35 protein-coding genes are annotated in these 26,447 nt (G+C 57.2%); 16 read left to right on the top strand and 19 right to left on the bottom strand.

The window, feature by feature from the left end:
* Position 1: 1 nt before the first annotated feature.
* The 4 genes from HY751_05585 to lpxA are packed head-to-tail and all read left to right on the top strand — an operon-like array spanning position 2 to position 2,861.
* Entirely contained in the window at positions 2-586 is a 585-nt protein-coding gene (locus tag HY751_05585) for an OmpH family outer membrane protein (protein MBI4665869.1), read from the top strand.
* A complete protein-coding gene (gene lpxD, locus HY751_05580; GenBank protein MBI4665868.1) occupies positions 586-1,617 on the top strand; it encodes a UDP-3-O-(3-hydroxymyristoyl)glucosamine N-acyltransferase in 1,032 nt (343 codons plus the stop codon). The genes HY751_05585 and lpxD overlap by 1 nt, the downstream gene beginning before the upstream one ends.
* On the top strand, positions 1,614-2,048 hold the full coding sequence (fabZ, locus tag HY751_05575) for a 3-hydroxyacyl-ACP dehydratase FabZ (GenBank protein ID MBI4665867.1): 435 nt from the start codon (positions 1,614-1,616) through the stop codon (positions 2,046-2,048). Before lpxD ends, fabZ begins: the two co-directional genes overlap by 4 nt.
* A 6-nt stretch (positions 2,049-2,054) precedes the next feature.
* Positions 2,055-2,861: an acyl-ACP--UDP-N-acetylglucosamine O-acyltransferase gene (gene lpxA / locus HY751_05570; protein ID MBI4665866.1), complete on the top strand. Its 807-nt coding sequence runs from the start codon at positions 2,055-2,057 to the stop codon at positions 2,859-2,861.
* An 11-nt stretch (positions 2,862-2,872) separates the two neighbouring features.
* Here the strand turns inward: lpxA and HY751_05565 are convergent, their stop codons facing one another.
* From HY751_05565 to tusD, 4 genes are all read right to left on the bottom strand, one after another.
* A complete protein-coding gene (locus HY751_05565; protein MBI4665865.1) occupies positions 2,873-3,508 on the bottom strand; it encodes a HEAT repeat domain-containing protein in 636 nt (211 codons plus the stop codon).
* A gap of 102 nt (positions 3,509-3,610) precedes the next feature.
* The gene (gene dsrH / locus HY751_05560) at positions 3,611-3,904 is read right to left on the bottom strand and encodes a sulfurtransferase complex subunit TusB (GenBank protein ID MBI4665864.1); all 294 of its coding nucleotides are present in this window, start codon (positions 3,902-3,904) and stop codon (positions 3,611-3,613) included.
* 17 nt (positions 3,905-3,921) lie between these two features.
* Positions 3,922-4,296 carry a sulfurtransferase complex subunit TusC gene (tusC, locus tag HY751_05555; protein MBI4665863.1) on the bottom strand — a complete coding sequence of 125 codons (375 nt, stop codon included), beginning with the start codon at positions 4,294-4,296 and terminating at the stop codon, positions 3,922-3,924.
* A 27-nt stretch (positions 4,297-4,323) separates the two neighbouring features.
* Positions 4,324-4,680, bottom strand: coding sequence for a sulfurtransferase complex subunit TusD (tusD, locus tag HY751_05550; GenBank protein ID MBI4665862.1), 357 nt, complete (start codon positions 4,678-4,680; stop codon positions 4,324-4,326).
* Positions 4,681-5,302: 622 nt separating this feature from the next.
* On the opposite strand from tusD, the gene HY751_05545 reads away from it, so the two are divergent.
* Positions 5,303-5,626: a nucleotidyltransferase domain-containing protein gene (locus HY751_05545; GenBank protein MBI4665861.1), complete on the top strand. Its 324-nt coding sequence runs from the start codon at positions 5,303-5,305 to the stop codon at positions 5,624-5,626.
* Between the two features lie 337 nt (positions 5,627-5,963).
* Here HY751_05545 and HY751_05540 read toward each other — a convergent pair whose 3' ends face one another.
* The 4 genes from HY751_05540 to cobB are packed head-to-tail and all read right to left on the bottom strand — an operon-like array spanning position 5,964 to position 8,342.
* Complete coding sequence (locus tag HY751_05540; protein MBI4665860.1) at positions 5,964-6,125, bottom strand: hypothetical protein; 162 nt, start codon at positions 6,123-6,125, stop codon at positions 5,964-5,966.
* Complete coding sequence (locus HY751_05535) at positions 6,122-6,451, bottom strand: hypothetical protein (GenBank protein ID MBI4665859.1); 330 nt, start codon at positions 6,449-6,451, stop codon at positions 6,122-6,124. The genes HY751_05540 and HY751_05535 overlap by 4 nt, the downstream gene beginning before the upstream one ends.
* Positions 6,432-6,908: an OsmC family protein gene (locus tag HY751_05530; protein MBI4665858.1), complete on the bottom strand. Its 477-nt coding sequence runs from the start codon at positions 6,906-6,908 to the stop codon at positions 6,432-6,434. Before HY751_05530 ends, HY751_05535 begins: the two co-directional genes overlap by 20 nt.
* 15 nt (positions 6,909-6,923) lie before the next feature.
* On the bottom strand, positions 6,924-8,342 hold the full coding sequence (gene cobB, locus HY751_05525) for a hydrogenobyrinic acid a,c-diamide synthase (glutamine-hydrolyzing) (GenBank protein ID MBI4665857.1): 1,419 nt from the start codon (positions 8,340-8,342) through the stop codon (positions 6,924-6,926).
* A gap of 499 nt (positions 8,343-8,841) precedes the next feature.
* Between cobB and dsrA the strand changes: the two genes are divergently transcribed.
* The 7 genes from dsrA to HY751_05490 all read left to right on the top strand — a co-directional run bounded on the left by dsrA (position 8,842) and on the right by HY751_05490 (position 14,962).
* Entirely contained in the window at positions 8,842-10,038 is a 1,197-nt protein-coding gene (gene dsrA / locus HY751_05520; protein ID MBI4665856.1) for a dissimilatory-type sulfite reductase subunit alpha, read from the top strand.
* 63 nt (positions 10,039-10,101) lie between these two features.
* The gene (gene dsrB, locus HY751_05515) at positions 10,102-11,505 is read left to right on the top strand and encodes a dissimilatory-type sulfite reductase subunit beta (protein MBI4665855.1); all 1,404 of its coding nucleotides are present in this window, start codon (positions 10,102-10,104) and stop codon (positions 11,503-11,505) included.
* A 126-nt stretch (positions 11,506-11,631) separates the two neighbouring features.
* Positions 11,632-12,009 (top strand): cytochrome C, encoded by a 378-nt coding sequence (locus HY751_05510; protein ID MBI4665854.1) that lies wholly within the window; start codon positions 11,632-11,634, stop codon positions 12,007-12,009.
* Entirely contained in the window at positions 12,006-12,752 is a 747-nt protein-coding gene (locus HY751_05505) for a 4Fe-4S dicluster domain-containing protein (protein MBI4665853.1), read from the top strand. The genes HY751_05510 and HY751_05505 overlap by 4 nt, the downstream gene beginning before the upstream one ends.
* A gap of 12 nt (positions 12,753-12,764) precedes the next feature.
* Positions 12,765-13,994, top strand: a complete 1,230-nt coding sequence (nrfD, locus tag HY751_05500) for a polysulfide reductase NrfD (GenBank protein ID MBI4665852.1) — start codon at positions 12,765-12,767, stop codon at positions 13,992-13,994.
* Between the two features lie 464 nt (positions 13,995-14,458).
* Positions 14,459-14,677 (top strand): hypothetical protein, encoded by a 219-nt coding sequence (locus HY751_05495; GenBank protein MBI4665851.1) that lies wholly within the window; start codon positions 14,459-14,461, stop codon positions 14,675-14,677.
* A gap of 3 nt (positions 14,678-14,680) precedes the next feature.
* Complete coding sequence (locus tag HY751_05490) at positions 14,681-14,962, top strand: type II toxin-antitoxin system RelE/ParE family toxin (protein ID MBI4665850.1); 282 nt, start codon at positions 14,681-14,683, stop codon at positions 14,960-14,962.
* 54 nt (positions 14,963-15,016) lie between these two features.
* On the opposite strand, the gene HY751_05485 is transcribed toward HY751_05490, so the two are convergent.
* The 4 genes from HY751_05485 to HY751_05470 are packed head-to-tail and all read right to left on the bottom strand — an operon-like array spanning position 15,017 to position 16,704.
* On the bottom strand, positions 15,017-15,403 hold the full coding sequence (locus HY751_05485) for a type II toxin-antitoxin system VapC family toxin (protein MBI4665849.1): 387 nt from the start codon (positions 15,401-15,403) through the stop codon (positions 15,017-15,019).
* Positions 15,400-15,645, bottom strand: coding sequence for a type II toxin-antitoxin system Phd/YefM family antitoxin (locus HY751_05480; GenBank protein MBI4665848.1), 246 nt, complete (start codon positions 15,643-15,645; stop codon positions 15,400-15,402). Before HY751_05480 ends, HY751_05485 begins: the two co-directional genes overlap by 4 nt.
* A gap of 51 nt (positions 15,646-15,696) precedes the next feature.
* Positions 15,697-16,176: a universal stress protein gene (locus tag HY751_05475; GenBank protein MBI4665847.1), complete on the bottom strand. Its 480-nt coding sequence runs from the start codon at positions 16,174-16,176 to the stop codon at positions 15,697-15,699.
* Between the two features lie 3 nt (positions 16,177-16,179).
* Positions 16,180-16,704, bottom strand: a complete 525-nt coding sequence (locus HY751_05470; protein MBI4665846.1) for an HPP family protein — start codon at positions 16,702-16,704, stop codon at positions 16,180-16,182.
* A gap of 305 nt (positions 16,705-17,009) precedes the next feature.
* Between HY751_05470 and HY751_05465 the strand changes: the two genes are divergently transcribed.
* The 4 genes from HY751_05465 to HY751_05450 all read left to right on the top strand — a co-directional run bounded on the left by HY751_05465 (position 17,010) and on the right by HY751_05450 (position 21,404).
* Positions 17,010-17,342 carry a TusE/DsrC/DsvC family sulfur relay protein gene (locus HY751_05465; protein MBI4665845.1) on the top strand — a complete coding sequence of 111 codons (333 nt, stop codon included), beginning with the start codon at positions 17,010-17,012 and terminating at the stop codon, positions 17,340-17,342.
* Between the two features lie 120 nt (positions 17,343-17,462).
* A complete protein-coding gene (locus tag HY751_05460) occupies positions 17,463-18,179 on the top strand; it encodes a respiratory nitrate reductase subunit gamma (protein ID MBI4665844.1) in 717 nt (238 codons plus the stop codon).
* Between the two features lie 21 nt (positions 18,180-18,200).
* Entirely contained in the window at positions 18,201-19,697 is a 1,497-nt protein-coding gene (locus tag HY751_05455; GenBank protein ID MBI4665843.1) for a (Fe-S)-binding protein, read from the top strand.
* Between the two features lie 54 nt (positions 19,698-19,751).
* Positions 19,752-21,404, top strand: a complete 1,653-nt coding sequence (locus HY751_05450) for an FAD-dependent oxidoreductase (GenBank protein ID MBI4665842.1) — start codon at positions 19,752-19,754, stop codon at positions 21,402-21,404.
* Between the two features lie 71 nt (positions 21,405-21,475).
* Here the strand turns inward: HY751_05450 and HY751_05445 are convergent, their stop codons facing one another.
* From HY751_05445 to HY751_05415, 7 genes are all read right to left on the bottom strand, one after another.
* Positions 21,476-22,321 carry a M48 family metallopeptidase gene (locus HY751_05445; protein MBI4665841.1) on the bottom strand — a complete coding sequence of 282 codons (846 nt, stop codon included), beginning with the start codon at positions 22,319-22,321 and terminating at the stop codon, positions 21,476-21,478.
* A gap of 188 nt (positions 22,322-22,509) precedes the next feature.
* The gene (locus HY751_05440; protein MBI4665840.1) at positions 22,510-23,061 is read right to left on the bottom strand and encodes a LemA family protein; all 552 of its coding nucleotides are present in this window, start codon (positions 23,059-23,061) and stop codon (positions 22,510-22,512) included.
* Between the two features lie 17 nt (positions 23,062-23,078).
* Positions 23,079-23,390, bottom strand: coding sequence for a hypothetical protein (locus HY751_05435; protein ID MBI4665839.1), 312 nt, complete (start codon positions 23,388-23,390; stop codon positions 23,079-23,081).
* 51 nt (positions 23,391-23,441) lie between these two features.
* Positions 23,442-23,777, bottom strand: a complete 336-nt coding sequence (locus tag HY751_05430; protein ID MBI4665838.1) for an STAS domain-containing protein — start codon at positions 23,775-23,777, stop codon at positions 23,442-23,444.
* Between the two features lie 222 nt (positions 23,778-23,999).
* Positions 24,000-24,296: a hypothetical protein gene (locus HY751_05425; protein ID MBI4665837.1), complete on the bottom strand. Its 297-nt coding sequence runs from the start codon at positions 24,294-24,296 to the stop codon at positions 24,000-24,002.
* A 139-nt stretch (positions 24,297-24,435) separates the two neighbouring features.
* On the bottom strand, positions 24,436-24,612 hold the full coding sequence (locus HY751_05420) for a YjfB family protein (protein MBI4665836.1): 177 nt from the start codon (positions 24,610-24,612) through the stop codon (positions 24,436-24,438).
* Between the two features lie 180 nt (positions 24,613-24,792).
* Positions 24,793-26,238: a class II fructose-bisphosphate aldolase gene (locus tag HY751_05415; GenBank protein ID MBI4665835.1), complete on the bottom strand. Its 1,446-nt coding sequence runs from the start codon at positions 26,236-26,238 to the stop codon at positions 24,793-24,795.
* Positions 26,239-26,447: the final 209 nt, after the last annotated feature.

Raw genomic sequence — 26,447 nt, 5'->3', positions numbered from 1 at the left:
AATGGAAAAGAAAGAAAAAGGCTTGTATGGCCTTGTGACCGCTATTTTCCTCATGTTCGCCGCTTCACTAATGGCCGCGCCCGGCGCCAAGGCCGAAACCAAGGCCGTGAAAGTCGGCGGGGTGAATATCCAGACCGTGCTGGACAACTCCGAGGCGGGCAAAAAAGCCCTTACGGAGCTTAAGGCCAAGGCCGAAAAGGAGCGCGGCATCCTGGAAAAGAAGCTGGACTCCATAAAGAAACTGGAGAAAGACATAGAGTCCCAGCGGATGGTGGCCAAACCGGAAGCCATAAATGAAAAAGAGCAGGAGCTTAAGAATCTCAAGAGGGAGCTGGACGCCTACCGCGAGGACACCCAGCAGAATTTCCAGAAAATCCAGGCCCAGACCATGAGGAAGATAGTCAACGACATCTCCCGCATCATCAAGGATTACGGCAAAAAGAACGGCTACACCCTGATAATGGAGAAGGGCGAAGGCTCGCAGGTTGTGGGCGGTTTCGTGCTTTACATGGACGAAGCGGTGGACCTCACCGAATCCATCGTGAAAATCTACGACGAAGAGACCAGGGCTGGCGGCAAGAAGTAATGAAGCTTGGGCTCATCGCCGGGACGCTGGGCCTGACACTGTCCGGCGGGGGTGGCGACACGGATATAACCGGGGTCGCCCCGCTGGAAACAGCCGGGCCGGATGAGATTTCCTTTATCTCCGGCGGCAAGGCTGAGAAGTCCGCGAAAGAATCCAGGGCCGGGGCGCTGATCCTCCCCAACGGGGCGGAGGCGGACCGGCCTTCGTTTATCACCGGCAACCCCAAACTGATATTCGCCAGGGTCGCCGCCCTTTTGAATCCAGAGAAAAAACCGGAGCCGGGAATTCATCCAATGGCGGTTGTCGGCGCTTCCGTCAACGTCGGCGATGGGGTTTTCATCGGCCCGTTCGCAGTTATTGGAGACGGCGCAATCCTGGGCCCGGGCGTGGTTATCCGCGCCGGGGTGAAGATAGGTGAGCGTTGCCGGATCGGCGCAAACACGGATATCCGCGAGAACACCGCTATCTACGCGGAAACGCAAATTGGCGCCCGGTGCCTCATCCACGCCAACACCACCATCGGGGCGGACGGGTTCGGTTTCGCCCGGGACGATAAGACGGGGCGCTATGTGAAAATCCCCCAGCTGGGCCGGGTGGTTATCGAGGACGACGTGGAGATAGGCGCAAGCTGTACCGTGGACAGGGCTACCATGGACATTACGATCATTAAAAGCGGGGCCAAGCTGGACGACCAGGTGCATATCGGCCACAACGTTTCCATCGGGCGCGATGTGGTGATAGCCGGATGTTCCGGCGTGGCCGGATCCACGGTGATTGAAGACGGCGTGATGATTGGGGGAATGGCGGGGGTGACGGACAATGTGCGGGTTTGCTCGGGCGCGATTATCGCGGCACATACGGGCGTTCACGGAAGTATCACGGAGCCCGGCGTTTATTCCGGCCCGCTGGCCATGAAACGGATGGAGTACAACCGGTTCCTCATGTCCCGCCAGCGGCTGGACAAAGTGGAGAAACGGTTGAAGGAACTGGAGGCCAAACAGGGCCAGAAATTGAAGGCGGACGGAGAATGAGCGTAATCGAACATCACGAGATCGGAAAATACATCCCCCACCGGCACCCGTTCCTGCTGATAGACAGGATCACGGAGATTGAGGCTTTCAAACGGGTTGTGGCCATAAAGAACGTCACCGGCTCGGAATATTTCTTCCAGGGCCATTTCCCGGAACGGCCCGTTATGCCGGGCGTGCTCATCATCGAAGCCATGGCCCAGGCGGCGGCCACCCTGGCCACATATTCCACCCCGAGCGAACGCGGGAAAATAATCTTTTTCGCCGCCATCGAAAGGGCAAGGTTCCGCAAACCGGTGATACCCGGCGACACTATCCGCATGGAGATAGACGTGGACAAGGCCAAGAGCCGGATGTGGAAGGTGAATGGTAAAGCTTTCGTGGGGGCGGATCTGGCTTGCGAGGCGAACCTTACCGCCATGATCGGGGGCTAATCAACAATGGCCGCCCAAATCCACCCCACAGCGATTGTTGATCCCAATGCCATTATTGGCGACGGTTGCCAGATAGGCCCGTTCTCCATAATTGGCCCCAACGTTACATTGGGCGCAAACTGCGTGGTGGGGCCGCGCGTTTCCATGGACTGGACGCGGATGGGCGCCAACTGCCACGTGGGGGCCAACACCATTGTTGGCGGGAACCCGCAAATATATAACTGGAAGAATGTTCCATCGTGGGTGGAAACGGGGGACAACGTTTTTATCAACGAGCTCACCGCCATCCACCGCTCCATGTACGAGAACGGCGCCACGGTGATAGGCGAGGGGTGTTACGTGATGACCCAAACCCATATGGGGCACGACTGCAAGCTGGGCAAAGGGGTGACCGTCACCACGCTGGCGGGGCTTTCCGGCCATGTGGAGGTGGGGGATTACGCGGTGATAGGCGGCGCGGCGGGCATCCACCAGTTCGTGCGGATAGGCTCCATGGCCATGGTTGGCGGCATGAGCAGGATAGTGCAGGACGTGCCCCCGTATTTCATAGTGGCCGGCGTGCCCTGCCGGGCGCGGGGGATAAACGTTATAGGCATGCGCCGCCGGGGCGTATCCCGGGACGAGCGCAACGCGGTGAAGAAAGCGTTCCACATTTTAAACAGCCCGTCTCTGTTGTTGCCGGACGCCGTGGCGAAGGTGGAAACCGATATCGCCCAGGACGGCGCGGTGAAAGAGCTTATCGAATTCGCCAAGACCACCAAACGCGGCCTTACCCTCGCCCGAAAGGGAGGAGGGGAGGAAGAAGAAATCTAGGAACGCCTGATTTACCCTAACCTTTCAAGGGCGCACCGCGCCATCTCCTCTACCATCGCGTTCTTCATCAAGTCCTCCTCCGGATCGTAATAACTGAACCGCTCCCCGTTATCCAATAATCCCCGCAAAGCTACATCGGCTTGTTTCGCCCCTATCCGCCCCAGCGCCCATGCGGCCATACCCAGGATTTTGGGTGAGTCCTCGTATTCTTCCAGTATCGCCACAAGTTCCGGTATCACGTCTTTGGTGACCTCTGGTCTCACGGAGCCTATCCGCCCGATGGCGTACAGCACGCCCGGTAGCATTCCCTCGTCCTCAAGATAATGGACCACCACCGGCGCGGCGGTTTTCACCACTTCGTAGTTGTTGACAGCCATTTCGCCTATGACATGGGCGGAGCCACGGCCTATGGATCCGCTCTCGTCGTTCAACTGCCACATGAGCCTTCTTACGAACCGGCTGGAGGTTTCCGCGTCGCGGGCGGCGTACAAACCGAATACTTTAACGGTACGCCAGAATAAAAGCTCCTCATCGGTGAACAGGAAAGACATCAGCGCCCTGGCGAACCCCGGCGCATGGCAGGAAATGGCCAGCGCTTCTTCGTACCGCCCTTCGCGGATCAGGCTTTGTAGTGTCTCTTTATCCATAACCGCCAAAACCCTTTTGTACGATTATCCCCGGTGAGGGCCCATAAAAAAAGGCGGAAAGTTTTATTAAAACCTTCCGCCCTGCCAAAAGCGATAACCGGTTTACACCCAGGCCATCATCTTGTGTTTTTCCACCAGCTCCACAAACCCGTCGTAGTTCACCACTTTCACCCCATCGGCCAGAGCGGCCACGCCCCGGGCTTTAAGATCCGCCTCCAGCGCGTACACTTCGTGGGATTGCATGATCTGTTTGAGCGACCCCTCGTAAGCCGTTCCGCTTTTGGCGGCGTAAACGCCGTCTTCAATAAGCAGAATGGGCGCGCCTTTGGCGGCGAAACGGACACATTCGTCCAGTGAGCCATGGTTGAACGGCGATTTGTTTACCGTATGTAGCATTGTAAATTATCTCCTGTTTAATATGGGATACAGGCGTCCTGCTCTTCCATGAACGCGGCGATCTGCGAGTCTTCAACCACCTCCACCGGAATGGCGAAATCCTCCGGCTTAAGCCCCCGCTCTTCCATGGAGCGCCTGTCCACGTAGTATTTTTCCACCCCGTAATCTTCCAGCGCCGAATATGTTTTTATGTAGCCTTTAATGCCCAGGGCGGAGGTGTCCTGCCCCTTCACCAGGGCGAACACGCCGTCGCCGATGAACGCCATGGAAAGGTCCTGCTCGAAAGCGGCCATTATCAGCACCGTTTCCAGCCCTTCGTAGCTGTATATGGAGCCGTGGGGCGCCTGGCGCATGATGAACATTATCTTTTTTACGTTTTCGTTCTCTTCCATCGTTCCCTCTTGTCTGTTCCGTCCGGTTTAGCCGAAAGTTACCAGCCTGTCGGCTGAGATGGTCATTTCAGTAAGCTGGCCCAGGCCGGAAATGCGGGTACCCTTCATAATGAACCCGTCCTTTATTCCCCGGCGCTTGCTGGCGGCTATGCAGGCCACAATGTCTATGTTGAACTCCGTCCCCAGGTCACTCCAGCGTTTGGGGATATTGCGGTCGTCCTGGGGCGGCTCGGCAAGGTTGGACACGTTGATGACCCCATCGTGATAGAAGAAAATCCTCTCGACAGTGTGTCCCTTGTGCAAAGCCGCCATGGTGAAGTTGTAGGCGGTGTCCGAAGCCTCGTGGTTATACGGGCTTTCGTGGATCAATATGGCGAATTTCATCCATCCCTCTCCAGAAATCGAAAAAAACCGGTCAGCCGTTTGACGCGCAAAATCCATATTTAATGGGAAAAGCGCATACGGGTATCGTTAAGATGCGGGTAATTCGCGGAAGATTCCGGGCGCAGGTTTGTTTTTTAACAGGAATTTCCAATATTGTCCATGTGTCATGACGCTGGTTTGTAGCAATGTGGTTATTGCAAAGATTAACAATACGTTACGATTCCACGCGGCGACTTTTACGCGCTTCACCGTGGCGTTTTTGCGCGCTTCACCGTGGCGTCTTTTGCGCACTTCACCGTGGCCGCCTCTCTAATTGCTTCCCCGTGGTCGCCGACCACGGTTTCCTTTCTTTACCCCTCCATTGATGGGAGGGGCAGGGGGAGGGTGAAGAATGGAAGTTAACAACCATCACACAGCCCTTCGTGGCGCAATCTTCTGCACGGGCCGAGGGTAAAGAAACGTGGCCGGGCGACCACGGGTTAGCGATGTAATGGCGGCTAGGGGGGAGGCTGGGGTGGAGCGCCATTGATGAGCGAAAAGAAGTTTGCATATGCGGACGCGGATTAAATTATAATTTGGGCATAAACGCTGAACTGGTTGGATATTAAAAAGGTTGGCTTGAATGGCCCATGAAAGCAAGATTGAGGAAGCCGCCAGAATAATCGGTGAAACAGCCGGGCAGGCAAAGGTTATCCTTTTCGGGTCCCATGCCAGGGGAAACGCCACGGAAGATTCCGACGTGGATCTGCTTGTGATAGAACCGGAAGTTCCAGACAAGACAGCCGAAACCCTTCGCCTTCGCAAAGCCATCCGCCCATTGCGTTTGGCCAACGACCTTTTGGTTTATTCCGAGGCGGAAGTTATTGAGCGGCAAAACTCCAGCTCTTCGGCGGTGTTTTGGGCTTTGCGGGACGGGAAGGTGCTTTATGACACCCTTGGAGGCTAACGCCGCCAAACTGTTACGCCTTCTAATTGCTTCCCCGTGGTCGCCCGACCACGGTTTCCTTTATTTACCCCTCCATTGATGGGAGGGGCAGGGGGGGGTGAAGAATGGAAATTAACAACCATCACCCAGCCCTTCGTGGCGCAATCTTCCGCACGGGCCGAGGGTAAAGAAACGTGGCCGGGCGACCACGGGTTAGCGATGTAATGGCGGCTAGGGGGAAAGGGGAGGCGCGAGCCGGCGCGGACGCTCCGGCTTCGCCCATTCAATCATCCAACGACGTGGCGTGGTGGATATCCCTGTTTTCATCTACGCACACGGCGTAGGTTCCGTCACTCTCTCAAAGGGTTTCACCAAAACGTTCCTCTATGCGGGACATCCTGCCGCCAGCCACGCAGGCGGGGCAATATTGTTCCCCCTGTATATAGGCGGATTTTAGCATTGCCCGGACATCATCGGGCGTGCGCCAGATTATGGGCCGGTACTTCACCTCGCATTTCATGACTTTTTACTCTCCTCTTTCCCGCTGGTAAAAAACGCGTTCATCTTCGGTTTCCGAAGTTTCTTTGTGGTGTGGCACTTGCACGGGTCTCCATGCTCCGGGTCGCAACAGCGTTTCCGTGTTTTTTGCTCCTTGGCTTTTTCCAGACGATGGCTCACCTTTGCCGGATTCTTCTTGTCTGTAAGCCCGTAAACATACCCCGATGGTTTCTCCACCGGCGGAACGGCTTTTAATTTTCGCGCCGACGCGCCCTTGCGGGCTGGATTGCCGCTCCGGTCGGGCGTGGCCCCGTTTACGGTATAAAGCTTACGCAGGTTCCTGCTCATGGGGCGGTTCGTTTTCCAAGATGGTGTTTATGGTGATCTTCAAGTCCGGCCTTAACGTGTGGCGCACGGAGCAGTATTTTTCCTGCGACAGGCCTATTGCCCTTTGAACCTTGGCGTCATCCAGCCCATGTCCTTTCAGTTTCAAATCCAGCGTCATTGCGGTGAAATACTGGGGCGGTGTGGGATTGCGGTCGGCGGATATGTCCACATGGAACTCCGTCAGCTCCACCCTCTGTTTCCTCAGGATGCTCACGATGTCTATGGCCATGCATCCGGCGAAGCTTAACAGTAGCGCCTCGGTGGGGGAACATCCCCATTCCATCGCCGCGTCGAAATCCAGCTCATACCCCCGCTGGGTGCGCCCCTGGAACACAAGCTCGTGCCCCCAGCGCAACGTGGATTTCAGCGTGGAGGCGGTTTTGGTCTTGTAGTCCGTCAGGTCTATCCTGTCTGTCATCCGCCAAACCTCCCGTTAACCGCCAATCCGCGCCAGCGTTTTGCCAGCGGGGGCAACCGTTTTCCCCGCGCTCCGCACAAGGTTCACGAAATCCTCCGCCCAGTTGGGCGATCCGCAATGATGCAGATGAGCGTATGACGCCAGAACGTTTTTGTAAACTATGCCGTCCCGTTTGCCGGTAATCCCGTGGCCGCGTTTCACGTTGTAAGCGAATATTAACCCATCGGCCACGTTTATAAGGCGGGAGTGGTGGAACTCGTGACACCGTATCTCCGCGCCGGGGTGGAGCCAGGGGCATTCCCCCGTGGGCTCCATGGTGACATAGCCCAGGCCCACCGGTTTTTTGGTCATCTCCACGTCGGCGGGTATTACCCCCGCCATGCCCCGGATTTCCCCTTTCCACACGATAGACCTGCACAGGTACATGAGCCCCCCGCATTCGCCGTAAATGGGCAGGCCGGCCTCGGCCTCTTCTTTCACACGCCTAAGCAGGCTGGTGTTGGCGGCCAGCTGGCCCATGAACACCTCCGGGAAACCGCCTCCGATATACAGCCCGTTCACCTCCGGCAGGTCCTGGTCACTTATGGGGCTGAATGGGACTATCCGCGCTCCGGCGTGTTTGAGAGCATCCAGGTTGTCCGGGTAGTAGAAGGTGAAAGCCCTGTCCATGGCCACGCCGATGGCCACATCCGCTTTCTTTTCGGGGCCGCGCAGGCACGGCCCGGTTTTCTTCATGGGGCTGGCGGTTTTGGCGATAGACAGCATACGGCCGATGTCGCAATGGCGCTCCACTGCCAGGCCGATCACGCCTATTTTTTCCGGCAGGGCCGGGTCTTCCTTCACGGGTATAAGGCCCAGATGCCTCTCCAGCATCTCCAGTTCATCGGGCATCTTGGGGATGGCGCCGAACACCGGAACCCCCACATAACGGTCTATGGCCGCCACCAGTTTCGCCTCGTGCCGGGGGTTGCCCACCTTGTTCAGGATTATCCCTGCGATTTTCAGCGAGGGGTCGAAATGGGTATATCCCCAAAGCAGAGGAGCTATTCCCCGGTTCATCCGGGAAGAGTCCACCACCAGGAAAAGGGGCGCGTCCAGCAGACGGGCCAGGCTGGCGGTGGAATCGCCCCCCTCAAGGTCCAGCCCGTCGAACAGACCCTGGTTCCCCTCGATAACCGCCAGGGTCGCGCCCTGGGAAGCGGTTTGAAACGAGCGGAGCATATTTTCCCGCCCCATCATGTGGAAATCCAGGTTGCGGCATTCCCGCCCGGCGGCGGCGGAAAGCCACATGGGATCTATATAGTCGGGCCCTTTTTTGAACGGCTGTACGGCTATGCCGCGCCGCCGGAAAATATCCAGCAATCCTATGGAAAACGTGGTTTTCCCGGAGCTTCTGGAGGTGCCCGAAATTGTGAGCCTGTCTATCCCAAACACTTTGCAAAATGCCTTTCCGTGAGGGAAACGCGATGGTGGAAACGGTTTAACTTATTTTAAGATGTTGAAAACCAAGAGCCGATTCACAACTCCGCCTAAACTTTTGGTTTGGCCCCCCGCATTCCCACTACAAAAAGATTAACATGATTAATGAGTTGGGCGAATCCTTTTGTGGACGGCAACATCATAAGGCGCTAAACAGCCTTGTAGTGAAATCCACAGGGCCGTCTTATGGTTAAATTACGGCCTGTGGATATGATCGAAGGGGAAATGCTAGTTATTTCATTCGGTTAACCTGAGGGGTAAGGGCTGTTGGGGGTGAAGCCAGGGGATTCGGGATATTGCAAAGTTTCAGGCGTTAAGCCGCATCGGCCATATTTAGTAAACGGCGGCCGGGGAAATTTGCAGGGGTATTTCCGGTGTCCCGGTTTTTGCCTGGATTTTCGTGACGATAAAGGTTTTATTTAAGATCAAGATACAGGACTAGGGAGGCGTTCATATGTCAGATACCCCGTTGCTCGACGAGCTAGACAAGGGGCCATGGCCCAGCTTCATCGGCGAGATGAAGAAGATGGCCGTCAGAAAGCCCATGGTAAAAGACCTTCTGGGCCAACTGGAGCTTTCGTACAGGGACCGCGTGGGCCACTGGAAGCACGGCGGCCTGGTGGGCGTTCACGGTTACGGTTCCGGCGTCATCGGCCGGTACTCCAGCGTTGGTGAGCAATTCCCGGAAGTGGCCCAGTTCCACACCATGCGCATCAACCAGCCCGCGGCCTGGTTCTACACTTCCGACGCCATCCGCCAGCTTTGCGATATTTGGGACAAGTACGGCTCCGGCCTTACCAACATGCACGGCACCACCGGCGACGTGATATTCCTGGGCGCCAAAACGGAAAACCTGGAAGCCTGCTTCCAGGAGCTTACCCACGCTGGGTGGGACCTGGGCGGCTCCGGCTCGGCCATGAGGACCCCGTCCTGTTGCGTGGGCCCCGCCCGTTGCGAGTGGGCCTGTTTCGACACGCTGGAGATGTCTTACAACATCACCATGACCTACCAGGACAACATGCACCGCCCGGCCTTCCCTTACAAGTTCAAGTTCAAGTTCTCCGGTTGCCCCAACGATTGCACCGCCTCCATTGCCCGTTCGGACGTGTCCGTCATCGGCACATGGCTGGACGAGATACAGGTAGACCAGGCCGCCATAAAGGAATACCTGGCCCGCGGGAAGAACATCAAGGACGAAGTGGTGAAGATGTGCCCCACCCGCTGTATCGAGCTGGAAGGGGACAAGCTGACCATAGACGACGCCGAATGCACCAAGTGCATGCACTGCATCAACGTTCTGCCCAAGGCCCTGCGGCCCGGCAAGGAGCGGGGCGCGGCCATCCTTATCGGCGGCAAGGCCCCCATAGTGGAAGGCGCCCTGCTGTCGTCGGTGATTGTGCCCTTTATGAAGCTGGACGATCCGGATTACGAAGAGTTCCACTCCCTGGTGGAGCGGATATGGGATTTCTGGGACGAGTACGGCATGAACCGCGAACGCATAGGCGAGCTTATCCAGCGTGTCGGGTTCGGCAACTTCCTGGAGGCCGTGGGTCTGGATCCGGCTCCGGAGATGGTGAAGTTCCCCAGGGACAACCCGTACATATTCTACGACGAGTTCTTCGAGGAAGAGGGCGAAGGCTCCGACGCCTGATAAAGCCCCCGCGTTGACAGGTTAAAGAAAAACGAACACTATAGATGATGGAGCGATAGACACATGGCAGACGCCACTCTCCAAGACAGGGTAACGGACATAGGTCCGCCTCATTATTCAAAGTTCCTGCACCCGCTTATCAAGAAAAACTACGGTAAATGGGTGTGGCACGAGATACCCCGGCCGGGCGTGCTGGTGCACGCCGCCGAGTCGGGCGACAAGATTTACACCGTGCGCGCAGGCACCGCCAGGCTCATCAGCGTGGACACGTTGCGGTTCATGGCCGACATGGCCGACAAGTACGCCGACGGGTTCATGCGGTTCACCAGCCGGAACAACGTGGAGTTCCTGCTGGGCAACCAGGCCAATGTGGAGCCTCTGATAGCCGACCTGGAGAAGGGGGGCCTGCCCGTGGGCGGCACCGCCAACTCCATAAGCCAGATAGTGCATACCCAGGGCTGGGTGCACTGCCACACCTCCGCCACCGACGCCTCCGGAGTGGTGAAAGCGGTGATGGACGAAGTGTTCGACCACTTCAAGAGCCACAAGCTCCCTAACAGGCTGAGAATAGCCCTGGCCTGTTGTCTTAACATGTGCGGCGCGGTGCACTGCTCCGACATAGCGATACTGGGCATCCACCGGCGTCCGCCGCGGGTGAACCACGCCAACCTGAAAAACCTTTGCGAGATACCCACAACCGTGGCCTCGTGCCCCACGGCGGCCATAAAGCCGTCCACCGTGGATGGCAACCCGTCGGTGGAGGTTGACGAGGACAAGTGCATGTATTGCGGCAACTGCTACACCACATGCCCCGCCATGCCCCTGGCCGACCCGCTGAACGACGGGCTTTCCATATGGGTGGGCGGCAAGGTGTCCAACGCGCGGCACGCCCCCACGTTCTCCAAGCTTGCCATACCGTTCATCCCCAACAACCCGCCCCGCTGGCCCGAGGCCACCGAGGCGATCGTGAAGATCATCGAGGCGTACTCCAAAGGCGCCAGGAACTGGGAGCGCGTGGGCGAGTGGGTGGAACGTATCGGCTGGCCCAGGTTCTTCAAAGAGACCGGCATTGAGTTCACCAAGTACCATATTGACGACTTCAAGGGCGCCTCGAAAAGCCTTATGACGTCAGTGGCGTTCAAACGCGTGTCCGGGGCCGGTTACGCCGATACCCGCGGCCATCTGCGCGAAATGGAGGGCGTAAAGACGACGGTTTCGGCCAACGCTCCTTCCATCGAAACGCTGGCGGACGCCATGTACGCCATATTGAAGGCCACCGCCGGAAAGAAGAAGCTGAAGGCGGGCGACCTGACCAAGGAGATGATCAAGAAGTACGGCGAGGACGCGGTCACCAAGGGCATGTGCAAGGAAGCCATCAACAAGAACATGATGGAAGGCAAGACCGTGTACGAGTATTTCGGCGGAAGTTTCATCGGCCTCCCCAGGGAGGAAGGGGCTTCCAAGTAGTTTTCCACCCGCTGACGCGCAGGGGTTCCCCGGCGCGATGGCGGCTTATATACAGCCCGGGCCCCTGCCGCGGAGTTTACGCGGCGGGGCGGGGCGTTAAATTAAACGAATCCAGCAAGAGGGCATGTGTTAAAACAGGCGGGAATCCTGGCCGTGGTGGTATTCGGCCTCCTTTTCTCCATCCCCTTCATCTACAACGCAAGCTCCGTGGGCCTTTCCTCGAACGCCTCGGCGTCGCCGTCCCTTCCCGGACAGGATCCCGCGAAGAAATGCGTGAAGGACAAGGACTGGATGCGCCACAACCACATGACTCTCATCATGCATAGCCGGGAAGACGCCGTGCGCGATGGTTTGCGGAAACCCGGCCACGGCATCCAGGGGTGCCGCTCCTGCCATCCCAACAGGGCGGAGTTCTGCGATTCCTGCCATGGCTACGTCGGTGTTAAGCCGGAATGCTGGAACTGCCATTATTACCCGGAAAAAGAGGCCCTGGCGTTGAAATGAGCGTGGACAGAAGGGATTTCCTGAAGATAGGCGCGGTGATGGCCGCGGGCACGGTTGTGTCTTCCGGCGCGCCGCTGTTAACAGCGGCTATGGCGGAGGGCGAAAATTCCGGCGCCTCGGCCCGGAACCAGTGGGGCATGGTGATAGACATCAACAAATGCTCGCCGGACTGCACCGCCTGTTACGACGCCTGCCGGAAGGAAAACAACGTCCCCCATTTCCCGGAGCCGGAGCTGGACATCCACTGGATACGGAAAATCACTTTCAAACAGAAGGGCGTTCCCGGGGCCGAGGAGCGGGCCATGCCCGCCATGTGCTACCACTGCCAGCACGCCCCTTGCGAGCACGTTTGCCCCGTGGCGGCCACCTTCACCCGCGCCGACGGCATCGTGCTGGTGGACAAACACCGGTGTATCGGGTGCCGGTACTGCATGATAGCCTGCCCGTACAAGGCGCGCTCTTTCGTCTCCCGCCATGTGGAGCACGACCCGGCGGAAAACCCGGACGCTCCCATCCGCATGCACGGCGTGGTGGAGAAGTGCGACCTGTGCGTCCACCGGATCGACAAGGGCGAAAAGCCCGCCTGCGTGGAGGCTTGCGCAAAAGCGGGGGGCGGCGGCATGTTGTTCGGCGACCTCAACGATCCGGACAGCGAGGTGTCAAAGATAGTCCGAACCGGCAAGGCCACGCGGATAAGGGCCGATCTCGGCACAAATCCCAGAGTCTTCTATGTGGGTATATAGGAGGACGCGGGGATGAACATTAAATTCACGAAAGTCGAAGGCAACTCCGCCTCGTACTGGGCATACATGGCCCTCACGGGCCTTGTGGCGGCGCTGGCGCCTTTAACCGCCCTGTACATGTTCATAAACGGGCATCATGTGACCGGCATGACGAACCAGGTTCCCTGGGGCATGCCCATCGTGATGGCGGTGTTCCTCATCGGCGCGTCGGCGGGGTCGCTGGTGTTGTCGGCCATGTCGTCGGTGTTCGGCAAGACGGAATACAAACCTTTCGCCCGGATAGCGGCGCTGTTGGCGATCCTGCTTATCATGGCGGCGCTGATGGCCATCATACTGGACTGGGGCAGGCCCGACAGGATACTGGTTCCGTTCTTCCATTTCCAGCCCCGCTCCATGTTTTCGCTGAACGCCATTCTATACAACAGCTACATGCTGGTGGGTTTCCTGTACCTGATAGCGCAGTTTAAGGACAACACCCGGTGGATGAAGATACTGGGCCTGGCGGCGGTATTCATCGCCGTGGGCGTCCACTCCGGCACCGGGGCCATATTCGGCTTCGTATATGTGCGGGAGCTTTACGGCTCGCCCCTTCTGCCCCCTTCGTTCATAGCGGCGGCGCTGTCGTCCGGCACGGGGCTTATGATAATCGCGCTTTATCTCATGTTCCGCGCCACGGGCAGAAGGCTGGACAACCGCCTCATAAGCTCTCTTGGCCGCTTGATGGGCGTGTTCATGATGGTGGTGTTCTACTTCCTGTTCATCGAGAACGTCACCCGGTCCTACGCGCCGAAGAATTACGAGGCCGCCTCGTTCCTGCTGTTCCACGGCGGCAAATACACCCTCATGTTCTGGCTGGGGCTGGGGCTGTCCGGGCTTGTCATACCCACAATGATAGTGTTCCACCCCAGGTATGGCCGCGCCACTGGCTGGGTGCTGGTGGCCTCGGCCCTGCAGGTGGTGGGGGTGTTCTTCGAGAGGTACATCATAGTCATCCCCGCCCAGGTCATGCCGCTGGAGTTCTTCCCGGACAAGGAGATAACCAGCGTGTTCGGTGACGGCCAGTTCGCCAATTACAGCGTGTCGCTGGTGGAGGCTCTGTATTCGCTGGGCCTTATGGGCGTGGTGGCCTTCGGGTTCGGCCTGTGCGTGAAACTTTGGCCCATGTTACCCACCGAGGCCGTGCATATCCCGCCCGAGGCGGAGCTGGCCGAAGCCCGGGAAGTCCACGAGTTCTGGGGATAAACGGTTTTTTTCGGCCAGGTTTGGAACAGGCCGCGCCGTTATTATTTTGTCCCATAGAGGCAGATTAAACACCCCCGGTATGTAAAAAACAAAACCCCGCTTCCCCGTGGCCGCCAGACCACGGTTTCCTGCCTAAGGAAATGCCCCCTCCCGGCATCTAATTCCTCCCGTTTGAATAAGTGAAGTTCCCCGGCCATCGCAAAGCTTCAGCGCTCCGGTGTCAGTTGTTTATACAAGCCACCCGGAAGGAACCGTGGTCGGGCGGCCACTGGGAAGCGTTAGACTCAAACCCTCAGTCGAACGAAGGCCGGGCAGTATCGACCGCTTTTTTTATTTCCCTTCTCGCCGTCAATGCGCCATGGTTTAATTTCCAGCCGGTGGGCGGTCAGCTATGAAAAGTTGCATTATGCAATGCTATGCTCTAGAATGACTCAATAAGTGGCTAATTAAGGCGGGGGTAAAAAATGGCGACGGCGGTAAGAATATCTGAAGAATTGATAAACGACGCGAGAAAATTCAGCCGGATCGACCATAGGTCGCTGGCGGGCCAAATTGAACACTGGGCCTGGATGGGGAAATGCGCCGAGGAAAATCCGGACCTGACATATTCGCTAATCAAGGAAATCTTGATAGGGATGGAGGAGTTGGAGCGGGGGGAGAAAAGCGAATATAAATTCGGATAGGCCATGAAAATATTCCAGTCCAGATCCTTTGGACAGAGAGTAAAAAAACTTTCGAAAAAGGAAAAGGAGACACTAGACCTGCATATTCGCAAGATCGCGGAGGATATTTCTATCGGGGAACAAAAGAAAAGCGATCTGAAAGGGGTGTTCGTCTACAAGTTCAAACTTAAATCCACCCAATACCTTCTTGCGTATCGAAAAGCCGGGGCGAACCTGGAGTTGATAATGCTTGGGCCTCACGAAAACTACTATCGTGATTTAAAGAATTACCTGAAAGACAGCTGAATCAGGCCCCAAAAAATCCCGTTTAACCGTCAAGGCGCTCTCATAATGTCTAAATTACCAGACCACCCGCGCCGGGTATTTGGATATTTCTTTGTCGGGGGTAAGAATCGCCATGCCATGCGTCAATGCCTGGCAGATCAGCATCCTGTCGAACGGGTCGTTATGGATCAAGGGGAGCTTCGGCAGGCTCGCGGCGGATCCCTCCTCCAGCGGTAATGGTTGGATGCCATGCAGTTCCCGCTGTTCCATGATGCTAACGGCGAAATCCCCGGTTGACTCCAGCCTTCCAAGGGCCCGTTTGATGCCCATTTCCCATATAGAAACAGCGCTTAAATAGACCTCGTTGCCCGGATCGGAAAAAACGGCCCTGGCGTGTTTTGAAAGGGCGTTGGAGCCTGTGACGATCCAAATGAACGCGCAGGTGTCCAGCAATACCTTCAAGGTTTCCCGCCGGTGAACAGCTTAATGAGCGCTTTGGGCAATGCCTTGTCAAAATCCGCGCTCATCTTGAATTTGCCCTTGGCCAGCCCGATTGGGCGGGGCTTTTTCCTGGTGGGGGCAACGGGATGTATCTCGGCCACCGGCACGTTGCGCCTGCACAGCAATATGGTCTCGCCTTTTTCCACCATCTCAAGGTAACGCGAAAGATGGGTCTTGGCCTCGTGGACGTTAAGCTTTTTCATGACCATATTGTAAGCCATGAAGTGAACTAAGTAAACAGGTGGGGCCTGTAGTCACTCCTCCCCCGGCGTTATCACCATCAAGTCGCAGGGGAGGTGTTTGGACACGCGGGCGGTGATGTCGCTCCCGAAGATGTTCAGCAGGCCCGTCTTGTGATGATGCCCCATGAGGATCAGGTCCGCGCCCCGTTCCCGGGCCGTGTGGAGTATCACGTCCGCCGGGTCGCCCTGCAAGACGATAACTTCATGCTCCACCCCGTTGTCGGCGAACCATTTCAGGTAAGCGTTCATCCCATCCCGGTGTTTGCGTTCATGGAAAAGCACTATCTGCTCCAGGTCCTCCGGCGGCAGAAGGTTCACCTGCCCGGTGCCCAGTTCCTGCTCCAGCGAGAACACGCTTATGAACACAAGGCGCACCCCGGGCGCGGAGCCCAGCGTGGCGGCGGCCCTGCGGATGGCGTCCACCGGCCTCCCGTACCATTCGTGGGTCATCGGCGGCAGGGCCACAAGGACGGTTTTATAAGCTGTGTTCATGGCTCAATACCAGTATCGCGGATAAACCCTGTCTTCCGACAGGTTGTTCACAATCAGCGCCACCGCCAGCATTATCAAAGCCCCGGCCAGCACCGGATATAGGATAAACCCGTATCCCTGCGTGGTGTCAACGGCTATAAGCGCCGTGGCCCCGCCGGGGGGGTGTAGCGTGCGGGTCCATAACATGGCCACAATGGCAAGACACACCGCCAGCGCCACCGTGGCCTCGCTTTTTCCCAGCAGGGAAACTATGGTGACGGCGATGATGGCGGAGATAACATGCCCCCCCACAAGGTTTCTCGGCTGGGCCAGCGGACCCTCCAGCGCCGAGTATAAAAGCACCGCCGACGCGCCAAAAGAGCCTATCATCATGGGAACCCCGGCCCGGTATGTGATAAAAGCCACGATGAAAATGCCGGTGAATGAGGCCAGAGCCGACCAGACCACATAGCTTTTTTTAACCCTGGGGGGGATGGCCGCGCCCTGCCCCTGGAATTTGACCAGGTATTTTTTCAGTGACTCATTCATCTTTCACGCAAAATCCGGGTTTTTCACTGGTTTACAAGGTAATGCCCATCAATTCTATCAACGGCATATCATTTAGCCAGACAGCCATTCCGCCGTTCCATGACTAAAATCATATAATTGCGAGAATCCAAATCCGAAACGGGACATCTTTAAGTTTAGCACCAGAGGGGGATGTCATTCCAAATTTGCGCCCAGCCTATCGCGCAGTTTGCCGAAAGATGACATCAAACCGGGGAAACGCGGTAAGCTATTCACATATCTCATTGATATGTAAACGATAATAAATTTTTTAGGAGGCGCTTTAAATGGCTTTTGAACTTGATGGCGTAAGTTATGAGACCGATGAGGACGGATACCTTCTCAACCTCGACAAATGGAACAAGGACGTGGCCGGTTACCTGGCCCAAACCGAGGGTATCCAGATGACGGAGAACCACTGGGAGGTCGTCAATTTCCTTCGGGAGTACTATGACGAATACAAAATAGCCCCGATGATAAGGATCCTGACGAAAGCCATCGGCAAAAAGCTTGGGCCGGAGAAGGGCAACACCAAGTACCTGTACGAGCTTTACCCGGGCGGGCCCGCCAAACAGGCTTGCAAAATAGCCGGTCTGCCCAAGCCCACCGGTTGCGTGTAGCTTCCGGCTTTCCGCTGGTTTTCATGGCTGGGGTGGCGCGCGATTTTGCCTTCACAAGGGTAAAAGCCGCGCGCTGGCCTGGCGCCGCTTGTTTAGGAGTCTAAAGGCGCGATGGGTGAATTGTCCGGATTGTCGGTTTTGTTCGCGGTCTTGTGTTACATGGCGGGCTTCGTGTTTCTTGCGGGGTTTCTGGTGAAAATCTATGGATACGCCTCCACCCCGGCGCCCTTGAAAATCCCCACAACCCCGGCCCCCACTACAAAGGGTGGGGTGGCCCTGAGGCTGGCGGGGGAGGTGCTCCTGTTCACAAGCCTGTTCAAGGGCAACAAATGGACCTGGCTGGGGGGCTATGTTTTTCACGTGGCCTTCGCAGTGGTCATTTTCCGCCATCTGCGTTATTTTCTCCATCCCGTGCCGGAGGTTATCGCCTACCTGGGCCCGGCGGGCATATGGGCCGGGGTGATATTGCTGGGGGCCGCCGGTTATCTTTTCGCCCGCAGGCTGTGGGTGGACAGGGCCCGGTACATAAGCTCCGGGGCGGATTTCTTCGCGCTCTCGCTTATCGGCCTCATTGCCGCCACGGGCCTGTTGATGAAATTCGTAATCCGCACCGACGTGGCCATGGTGAAAGACTTCATGATGAGCGTAATCACTTTTTCTCCCAGGCAGATGCCGGAAGACCCCATGTTCATGCTCCATCTGGGGCTAGTGATTTTACTGATGGTTTATTTCCCTTTCTCAAAGCTCATGCATCTTGGCGGAATATTTTTCTCCCCCACGCGCAACCAGGCGGACGATTGCCGGGAGCGCAGGCATGTGAACCCATGGCGGGCCTGAGGATTATATAGGAATAAAGACGTGGCGAAAGTAGAGACCGAACAGTTGACCGGTAAGATAGAAATCCCCGCCATCAAGCCCGGCGCCACCGCCGGATTGAAACCCTATCCGGCATCCCAAGCCCACAACACCGGGCTTGGGTTCCCCGGCGCCAAGGTGGAGAACTGGAGCGAAAAAGCAGTTGAAAAAATGGGCGGCCTGCTCGATAAATACCGCTCTCTCCGGGTTTTCATGGACATCTGCGTAAAGTGCGGCGCCTGCGCCGACAAGTGCCATTACTACCTTGGCACTGGCGACCCCAACAATATGCCCGTGGCCCGGCAGGAGCTTATGCGGAAGGTTTACCGCAAGAATTTCACCCTGGGCGGGAAACTTTTCCCCGGCCTGGCCCGCGCCGAAGACCTCACCGAGACCGTGATGGAGGAATGGTACAGCTATTTCCACCAGTGTTCCCAGTGCCGCCGCTGTTCGGTGTTCTGCCCCTACGGGATAGACACCGCCGAGGTGTCCATGGCCGCAAGGGAGATTATGGACAGCGTGGGCATCGGCCAGAAATATTGCAACGAGATATTGGGCAAGGTCCTCACCGTGGGCAACAACCTGGGCATCAATCCCGCCGCTTTGCAAAACACTTTGGAGTTTGTGGCCGAAGACGTGCAGGAGGTCACCGGGGTGGAGGTCAAATACCCGCTGGACGAGGCCGGGGCCGACGTGTTGCTTATCGCCCCCTCGGCGGATTTTTTCAGTTCCCCGCACATAGAGGGCTTCACCGGCTACGGCAAGGTGTTCCACGAGGCGGGGGTAAGCTGGACGGTCAGCTCTTACGCGTCGGAGTTCGCCAACTTCGGCATGTTCATCGGCAACTACGACACCATGAAAAAAGTGGCCCAGCGGATTAAAGACGCGGCTCACGACCTGAAGGTCAAACGCATAGTGGTGGGGGAATGCGGGCACGCCTGGCGCGTGGCTTACAGCTTCTGGAACACCCTGATAGGCCCCTTCGATTTTCTGGACCCCAAATACCGGAACCCGACCCACATTTGCGAGTTCACGCTGGACCTTATAAAGCGGGACGGCATCAAGATAGACAAAAGCGCCAACGACAGCCTGGTGGTCACTTATCACGACTCTTGCAACGTGGCCCGGGGCTCCCGCATGGGGGATATGCCAGGCGGCCAGTTCGAGATTCCCCGCGAGGTGATAAAGGCCGTATGCAACAACTTCGTGGAGATGGACGAGGAGACCACCAAGGAGGTCACCTTCTGTTGCGGCGGCGGCGGCGGGCTTTTGACAGACGAACTGATGGACCTTCGGGTGAAAGGCGCCATGCCCCGCGCCCAGGCGTTGAGCGAGGTGATGCGCGACAAAGGGGTGAACACCATGGCCATGATATGCGCCATCTGCAAGGCCCAGTTCACCAAGGTCCTGCCCAATTACGGGATAGGGATGGACGTGGTGGCCAGCGTGCATCAGCTGGTCTCCAACGCCGTTGTATTGAGCGGCAAGGTGGGCGTTTAACGTCCGCCGGGCCGGTAAAAAGGTTATGACCCTGAAATTTAGGAGACAGGTCTTATGGCTATAGTCGTTAAGAAAAAAACCAGGGGTTTCGCCGCCAAGTCCGGCGCTTCCTCGGCGGGCTCTTCGCTCCGCCCGAAATATCAGCCCAAAACGCCCCCTTGCCAGGTGGCCTGCCCCAGTTCGGAGCCCATCCGCTTTTACCTTCGCAACATAGCCGAGGGCAACGCCGTAGAAGAGTCGTGGCGCCAGCTGGTGGACAAAAACCCCATTCCGGCGGTGATGGGCCGGGTATGCCCCCATCCCTGCGAGGGGGGGTGCAACCGGCAGTATAAGCAGGAGGATGACGGCGGCCCGGTGGCCATCAACAATGTCGAGCGGTTTATCGGCGACTATGGCATACAGAACGGTTTGAAACTTTCGAAACTCACCGATGAAACCCATGCCGAAAAAATCGCCGTGATTGGCGCGGGCCCTGCGGGCATTTCCTGCGCCTACCAGCTGGCCAGGCGGGGTTACAAGGTTACCATTTTCGAGCAGTTCCCCGAGGCGGGCGGCATGTTGCGCTACGGCATCCCCAGCTACCGCCTCCCCCGCGAGGTGTTGAAGGCGGAAATAGGCCGCATCCTCGACCTGGGGGTGGAGCTTAAGACCAACTGCAAGATAGGGCGGGACATAAGTTTCGACCAGATAAAGAGCGGCTACCAGGCCATCTACCTGGGCATAGGCGCCCACACCGGCATAACCCTGGACATCCCCGGCGAGGACGCGCCAAACGTGTTCACAGGAGCCGCGTATCTCAACAAGATCAACCAGGGCGAGAAGGTGGAGATAGGCGACACGGTGGTGGTCATCGGCGGGGGAGACTCCGCCATAGACGCCGCCCGCACCAGCTGGCGGCTGGGCGCCAACGTCACCATAGCCTACCGCCGCTCCCGCAAGGAGATGCCCGCCATCTCCCACGAGGTGGACGAGGCCCTATCCGAAGGCTTGAAGCTGGAAGAGCTGGCCGCTCCGGTGGAGATAGTCAAGGGCGCCGACGGGCGCGCCACCGGCGTGAAGATGATCCGCATGGAGCTCGGCGAGCCGGACGCTTCCGGCAGAAGAAGGCCCAAACCCGTGGAAGGCTCCGAGTTCGTGATGCCCGCCACCACCGTCATCGCCGCCGTGTCCCAGAAACCCGATTACGCCGGGCTGGAAAAGTTTTCGAACGGCGACGGATGGATTGGGGTGAACCAGCATTTCGAGACATCGGAAGGAAACGTGTTCGCCGGCGGCGACGTAACCCTGAAACTGGGGCTGGTCACCGAGGCGGTGGGGCTGGGGCGCAAGGCCGCCGTCAACATAGACAACAAGCTTCGCGGCAGGGAAATGGTGGTGGAGCAGAATGGCGGGATCGCCGTGAAGGAAAAGATGCTCCTGGGCTGGTACAAGAACGCGCCCCGGAACAACTACTCCACCATCCCGCTGGAGGAGCGCCGGAGCTTCAAGGAGGCCAACCTTTCCCTGACGCTGGAGCAGGTACAGGCCGAGACGGCCCGGTGCATGTCCTGCGGCGCCTGTTTCGACTGCGAGAACTGCTGGATGTACTGTCAGGACAACGCGGTCATAAAGAACGGCCCGAAGGATTACGCCTTTAAGCTGGAGAACTGCATCGGTTGTAGCAAGTGCGCCGAGAACTGCCCCTGCGGCTATATAGACATGCAGTAAATCCCCATCGTCCACTTTAAAGACGCGAGGCCTGAAAACCGCGCGTCTTTTTTTTCGTCTGGGCCTTAAGGTTAAGCCGTGTATTTCCCCGTGGCGCCCATGGCCACAAGCTTGTTGATGCGCGCCTCGGTGGGTGGATGGGTGGAGAAGAGCGCCTTGGAGTCCATGTTGAAACTCTTCACGGGGTTTACGATGTAGAGATGCTGGGTGGCGCGGTTGGCCGCCGCCAGCGGGGCGGGGTCTTGAGTGATCTTCGCCAGGGCCGAGGCCAGCCCGTCCGGGTTTCTTGTAAGCTCCACCGCCGAAGCGTCCGCCATGAACTCGCGGCTACGGGATATGGCCATTTGCAGTATCTTCGCGCTGATGGGCGCCAGAATCGCGAAAACCAGCGCCAGCGCCAGCAGGGCCGGGTTGCTACCGCGTTTGCCCCCCCGCCCAAAGCCCCGGAGAAACGCGTCCGCGATAAGGGCCGTGGCCCCAACCAGCACCCCCACCAGCATGGCGTAACGGATGTCCAGGTTGCGGATGTGGGAAAACTCGTGGGCTATCACCCCCTGAAGCTCGTCGCGGTTGAGCTTGTTGAGCAACCCCCGTGTCACCGCCACCGCCGAATGGTCCTGGTCCCGCCCGGTGGCGAAGGCGTTGGGCGCGTCTTCCTCGATGATATATACGTCCGGCATGGGAAGGCCCGAGGCTATTTTCATCTCTTCCACCACGTTGAACAGCTGTGGATCGGATTCATGGGTAACCTTTTTCGCCCCGCTCATGGCCAGTATAATCGAGGCCCCCGCGAACCATGAGAAAGCGCCCATTACGGAAGCCACGATGAACGCCACACCCACTCCCAATAAGGGATCGCCCCCTTCGGCGTAAACTATTATTCCCCCCAGGGCCACAAGCAGTCCGGTCAGCGACATTAGCAGGATACTGGTGTTTCGCTGGTTCTGTTCCTTCTCGGCGTAGAAGGAGCTTCTGGCCTCCACCTTTTTTATGATGCGCTCGGCCTTCTTGCCCTCCCTTTGAAGGATGGCGTGGCAAAGGTTGCACATCACCGCCCCTTCGCGGTTCTGGTAACCGCACTGGGGGCAGGGGATTTTTCCGGAACTCACCGCAGGTTAACCTTAACCGGTTTGGCTTCCTCTTCGGCCACCTTGAAGAATTCCTCCTGTTTAAACCCGAAAGAGTTGGCCACGATGTTCGAGGGGAATGTCTCGCATTTCACGTTCAGCTCCATCACCGAGTCGTTATAAAACTGGCGGGAGAATGAAATCTTGTTCTCGGTGGAGGCCAGTTCTTCCTGCAGGGCCATCACGTTCTGGTTGGCCTTCAGGTCCGGATAGTTTTCGGAAAGGGCGAAAAGGCTTTTAAGGGCTTCGGTGAGCATCCCTTCCTTCTGCGCCTTGTCGGCCATGGCGGTGGCTTTCATGGCTTCGGCCCTGGCCTGCACCACACGGGTGAGCGTCTCCTGCTCATAGCTCATGTAGTCTTTCACCACCTCCACCAGGTTGGGTATAAGGTCGTACCTTCTTTTCAGCTGTACGTCTATCTGGCTCCAGGCGTTTTTCACCTGGGCCCGCAGGCGCACCAGCCCGTTGTAAATGCCTATCACCCACAAAGCCAGGAGAACTGCGATTCCCAGTAAAACCAATCCGGTCATGATTATCTCCTTGACGGTTATTGAGTAAGATTATTGAGCGCCCAGAGCGTGGGGGCAAGCCAAACCTGAAACGCGAACGCCAGAACTTGGGCCCCTGCCAGGAAATAGCCCGCAATGGCCGCGGGGGTGCCAGACCGGTCCAGCCCGAAAGTGACCCAGTATAAAAGGCCGGTGAAAGTGAAGGCTACGGATGGGGCTGTGCTCACATCCATAATAAACGGTTTGGAGGCCACGTCGAAGGCCTGTATGTAAGCGTTATAAGCGTCCCACCCATACCAGGAGGCCGAAAGCAGGTATGCGGCAAGCGATGCCGCGGCTTTGTATTTCATGGGCGTATGGTCCTCCCATCCAAAAGCCGGATGGCCGCCAGCGGGCGAATGCTATACGCCCGCTATGGCCTCCTGCTCACTCTGGAAAATGGGTATCTTTGTGTCCAGCCGTGTGAACAGGAACAGCTCCCGCAAGTCTCCGGAAAGGTTCACAATGCTGATTACCCCGTCGCTCTCTTTTATCCTTTTCGCCGCCAGCACGAGCCTTCCCAGGCCGGAGCTGTTTATGAAACTGACGCTCTTGAAATTCAGGACGATTTTTACTTTGCCTTCGTCTATGATGTCATCCACCGCTTTTTTGAAAACCGCGTAATCCTCATTTGTCCGGATGTTACCAAACAGGTCAAGAATTATTACCCCTCCGGATTCCCTAGTTTCAACTCTCACGGCGTTTAACTCCATGCTTGTAGTTACCCCGGATTTATTCTAATGAATTACGCGTTATAGTCCACTACCAAATTGCGGCGATAGCGGTTTTAACGAAATGATAGCGGACGGCGGGAGAAAAAGGAGGTACTTTGAGTGTTCTCGGGCGCAACCGGGGATCGCGCCATGCATTGTCATGGCGCCATAAGCCCCATGCGCCACAGCCCTGGGGAAGGTTTCCGCTCAGGCTTTGGTGGAGATCTTCGCCGCTGTGGTTTCCGCTATCAGGGATTCAAGCCCGCCCGGGCCGGAAGACAGGGCGCTGGCCACGCCTTGTTTTACCACGTTTTTAGCCGCGGAAAGATTTTGGGAACGGTCCGCCCGGTCTTTCACCTTGGCAAACTCGGCGTTTCGTTCGGTGGCGGCTTTATCGGCTTTCTGGGGCTGGGTGTTCTTGCTGAACTTGGAGTAGCCCGACTTGCCTGCCTGGTAAGGGGAAACCGAGTTCATCTTGCTGTAATCGTAATACTTGTCGGCCATGACATCCTCCCATCCGCCTTTTAGCCGGATTTATAAAGGCCATTTAAGAACATTATACTTTAACGCTTCCCGGCCCCCGGTTATGTGGTTAAAAAGCCGGGGGCATGGAAAGCGCCCTGCGAGTCCACGCAAGAACTGTCTATGCTGTGGTTTCAAAGGTGGCGCCGCTCTTTTGGATCATATCCACCAATTGGGCTCCTTGAGCCTTCGCCATATCCAAAGCTTTTTTCTGTACAGCCACGTTTGCCTGGCCCGCGCCCGAGGCCTGCTGGGCGGGAGCCAAACCGCCTGTTCCGCCAACCGCAGATGATTCCATGATGATCCTCCCTGGGTAAACTCGCAATGCCCGATATCTACTTATCGGAGAGGGGACTTGATTACTTTAGGGTGGTTTGAAGTTTTTTTAGGCGGCGCGGATAAGGTCTTATGGCACGGATAGTTACAACGCCGCGCAAATAATTACAAATATGCCCGGCGCAATAGGAAGGAGAGGGGGCTAGTCCGCCCCCTCCTCGGTTTTTACAGCTTCCACCTTGTAACCCCCGGCGGCGGCTATTTCTTTCTCCAGCACCGGGGCTATCTTCACCGGGGTGATGTGTTTATCCACATCCTTGTGGTTATTGCCCACCGCCAGTTTATGGAACAGGAAGTCGAATTTCTTCTCCAATTCCTCCCGGATGCCGGCTCGGGTGAGCTCTTCCATCCGCCAGATGTCTTCCTTGGCCAGGCCAAACCCTTTTTTGCGGGTTTTATATATGAACTGCTCCACAGTCTGCCCGTCTTTCCATTCATCACGGAACTTCTGTTTGATCTGGTCGTAAATTTGATCCCTCAACACCTCGGGAAAATGTTCCGAGTCGAAAATCATGTTCTGGAACCCGGTGGCCAGGTGGATCTCGGAGGCGGTGGTTCCAGGGAACCTGTCGAAAGCCTCCTCCGGCAGTGTGGAGGCGCCGTGTTGCACCGCGCCGGACATGCCGTATCTTTCCCTGGCCCGGTGGCTGAGCTTCTCCAGCGTGTCAAAGTCCAGCTTGACCTTGGCCACAGTGCCGTCCGGCAACGGCACACCGCCGTGGGATGTGCCCGTTTGAACGGATACCTTGCTTATGCCCCTCAACGCCGGGTTGATCTTTTTTAGCGTCGCCTCGAAACCTTCCATGTAGGCGTCCAGTTCCTCCACGGTGGAGTTCTTTTCGCCCACTTCGCCTATCTCGCCACCCACCGATATGGTGACCCCTTCAGGCTCCCGGCTCCGCACATAGGCGCAAAGCTCGGCCCCCACCTCGAAGTTCAGCCTTTGCTGTTCGAGAATTGTGGGTTTGGAAAGGTCCACCAGGGTGGATGTGTCTATGTCTATATTGTAGAACTGGCCGTCTATGGCCTCGGCGATGAGGTTTTTAAGCCCCTCGATTTCCTTAACCGGGTCGGCCTTGTATTTTTTAGCGGAGACCTGGAAATGGTCCCCCTGGATAAATACCGGCCCTTTGTAGCCCTCTTTTATTCCGGCGGCCAGCAGGGCCGTGGAATATTCGGCGGGCCGCTGGAACGTGTAATCGATCTCAGACCGGGCTATCTCGAAGATGAACGCCCCGGTGTTGTTCCTTATTGCCGTATGGAAAACCGCCCGGGCCACGTCGTAAGTGAGGCCGCGGATGTTGATGGCGGGAACGGTGTATCCACGAACCTCGCTCCTGCCCATGGCGTCGTAAAGCCCCTGGATGGAGGCAGGCCACAGGCCCAGCTCCAGCGCCGCGGCTTTTATTACCCAGCGGGCCGTGCCGCGGATCTCGGCGTCTTTTCCAAAGACCGCGTTTATGATGAGCCTGTCTATGCCGTGGCCGCGCAATGCGGCGGGATCGGTAACCTTTAGTTTATTACCGTCTATTTTCGCGCAACAATTCGAGATTGCCGCCAATAGTTCCTTGGCGTTGTTCACTTTCATGTTGTAATGATTCAAGCTCTCTGTTGCCATGACCATCCCCAGACTTGTTAAGCCGTAAATGTGACCCCTGCCATGCATGGGCGCCCATAGCGCCTGTAAAAATCCATCGCCCCCTCCAGCGCCGGACTTGAGAGAATAATCTACCACAAAACTTTTTGGTTTTACAGGCATCCTTAAAGATGGTTTGTGGCGGGGTTGACTTCAAATCG

It is taken from the genome of Nitrospinota bacterium, from assembly GCA_016208975.1.
In the GTDB taxonomy this organism is placed as follows: Bacteria; Nitrospinota_A; UBA7883; order UBA7883; family JACRLM01; genus JACQXA01.
Note: the sequence above shows the minus strand (reverse complement) of the source record. Positions and strands in the feature narration are given on the sequence as shown.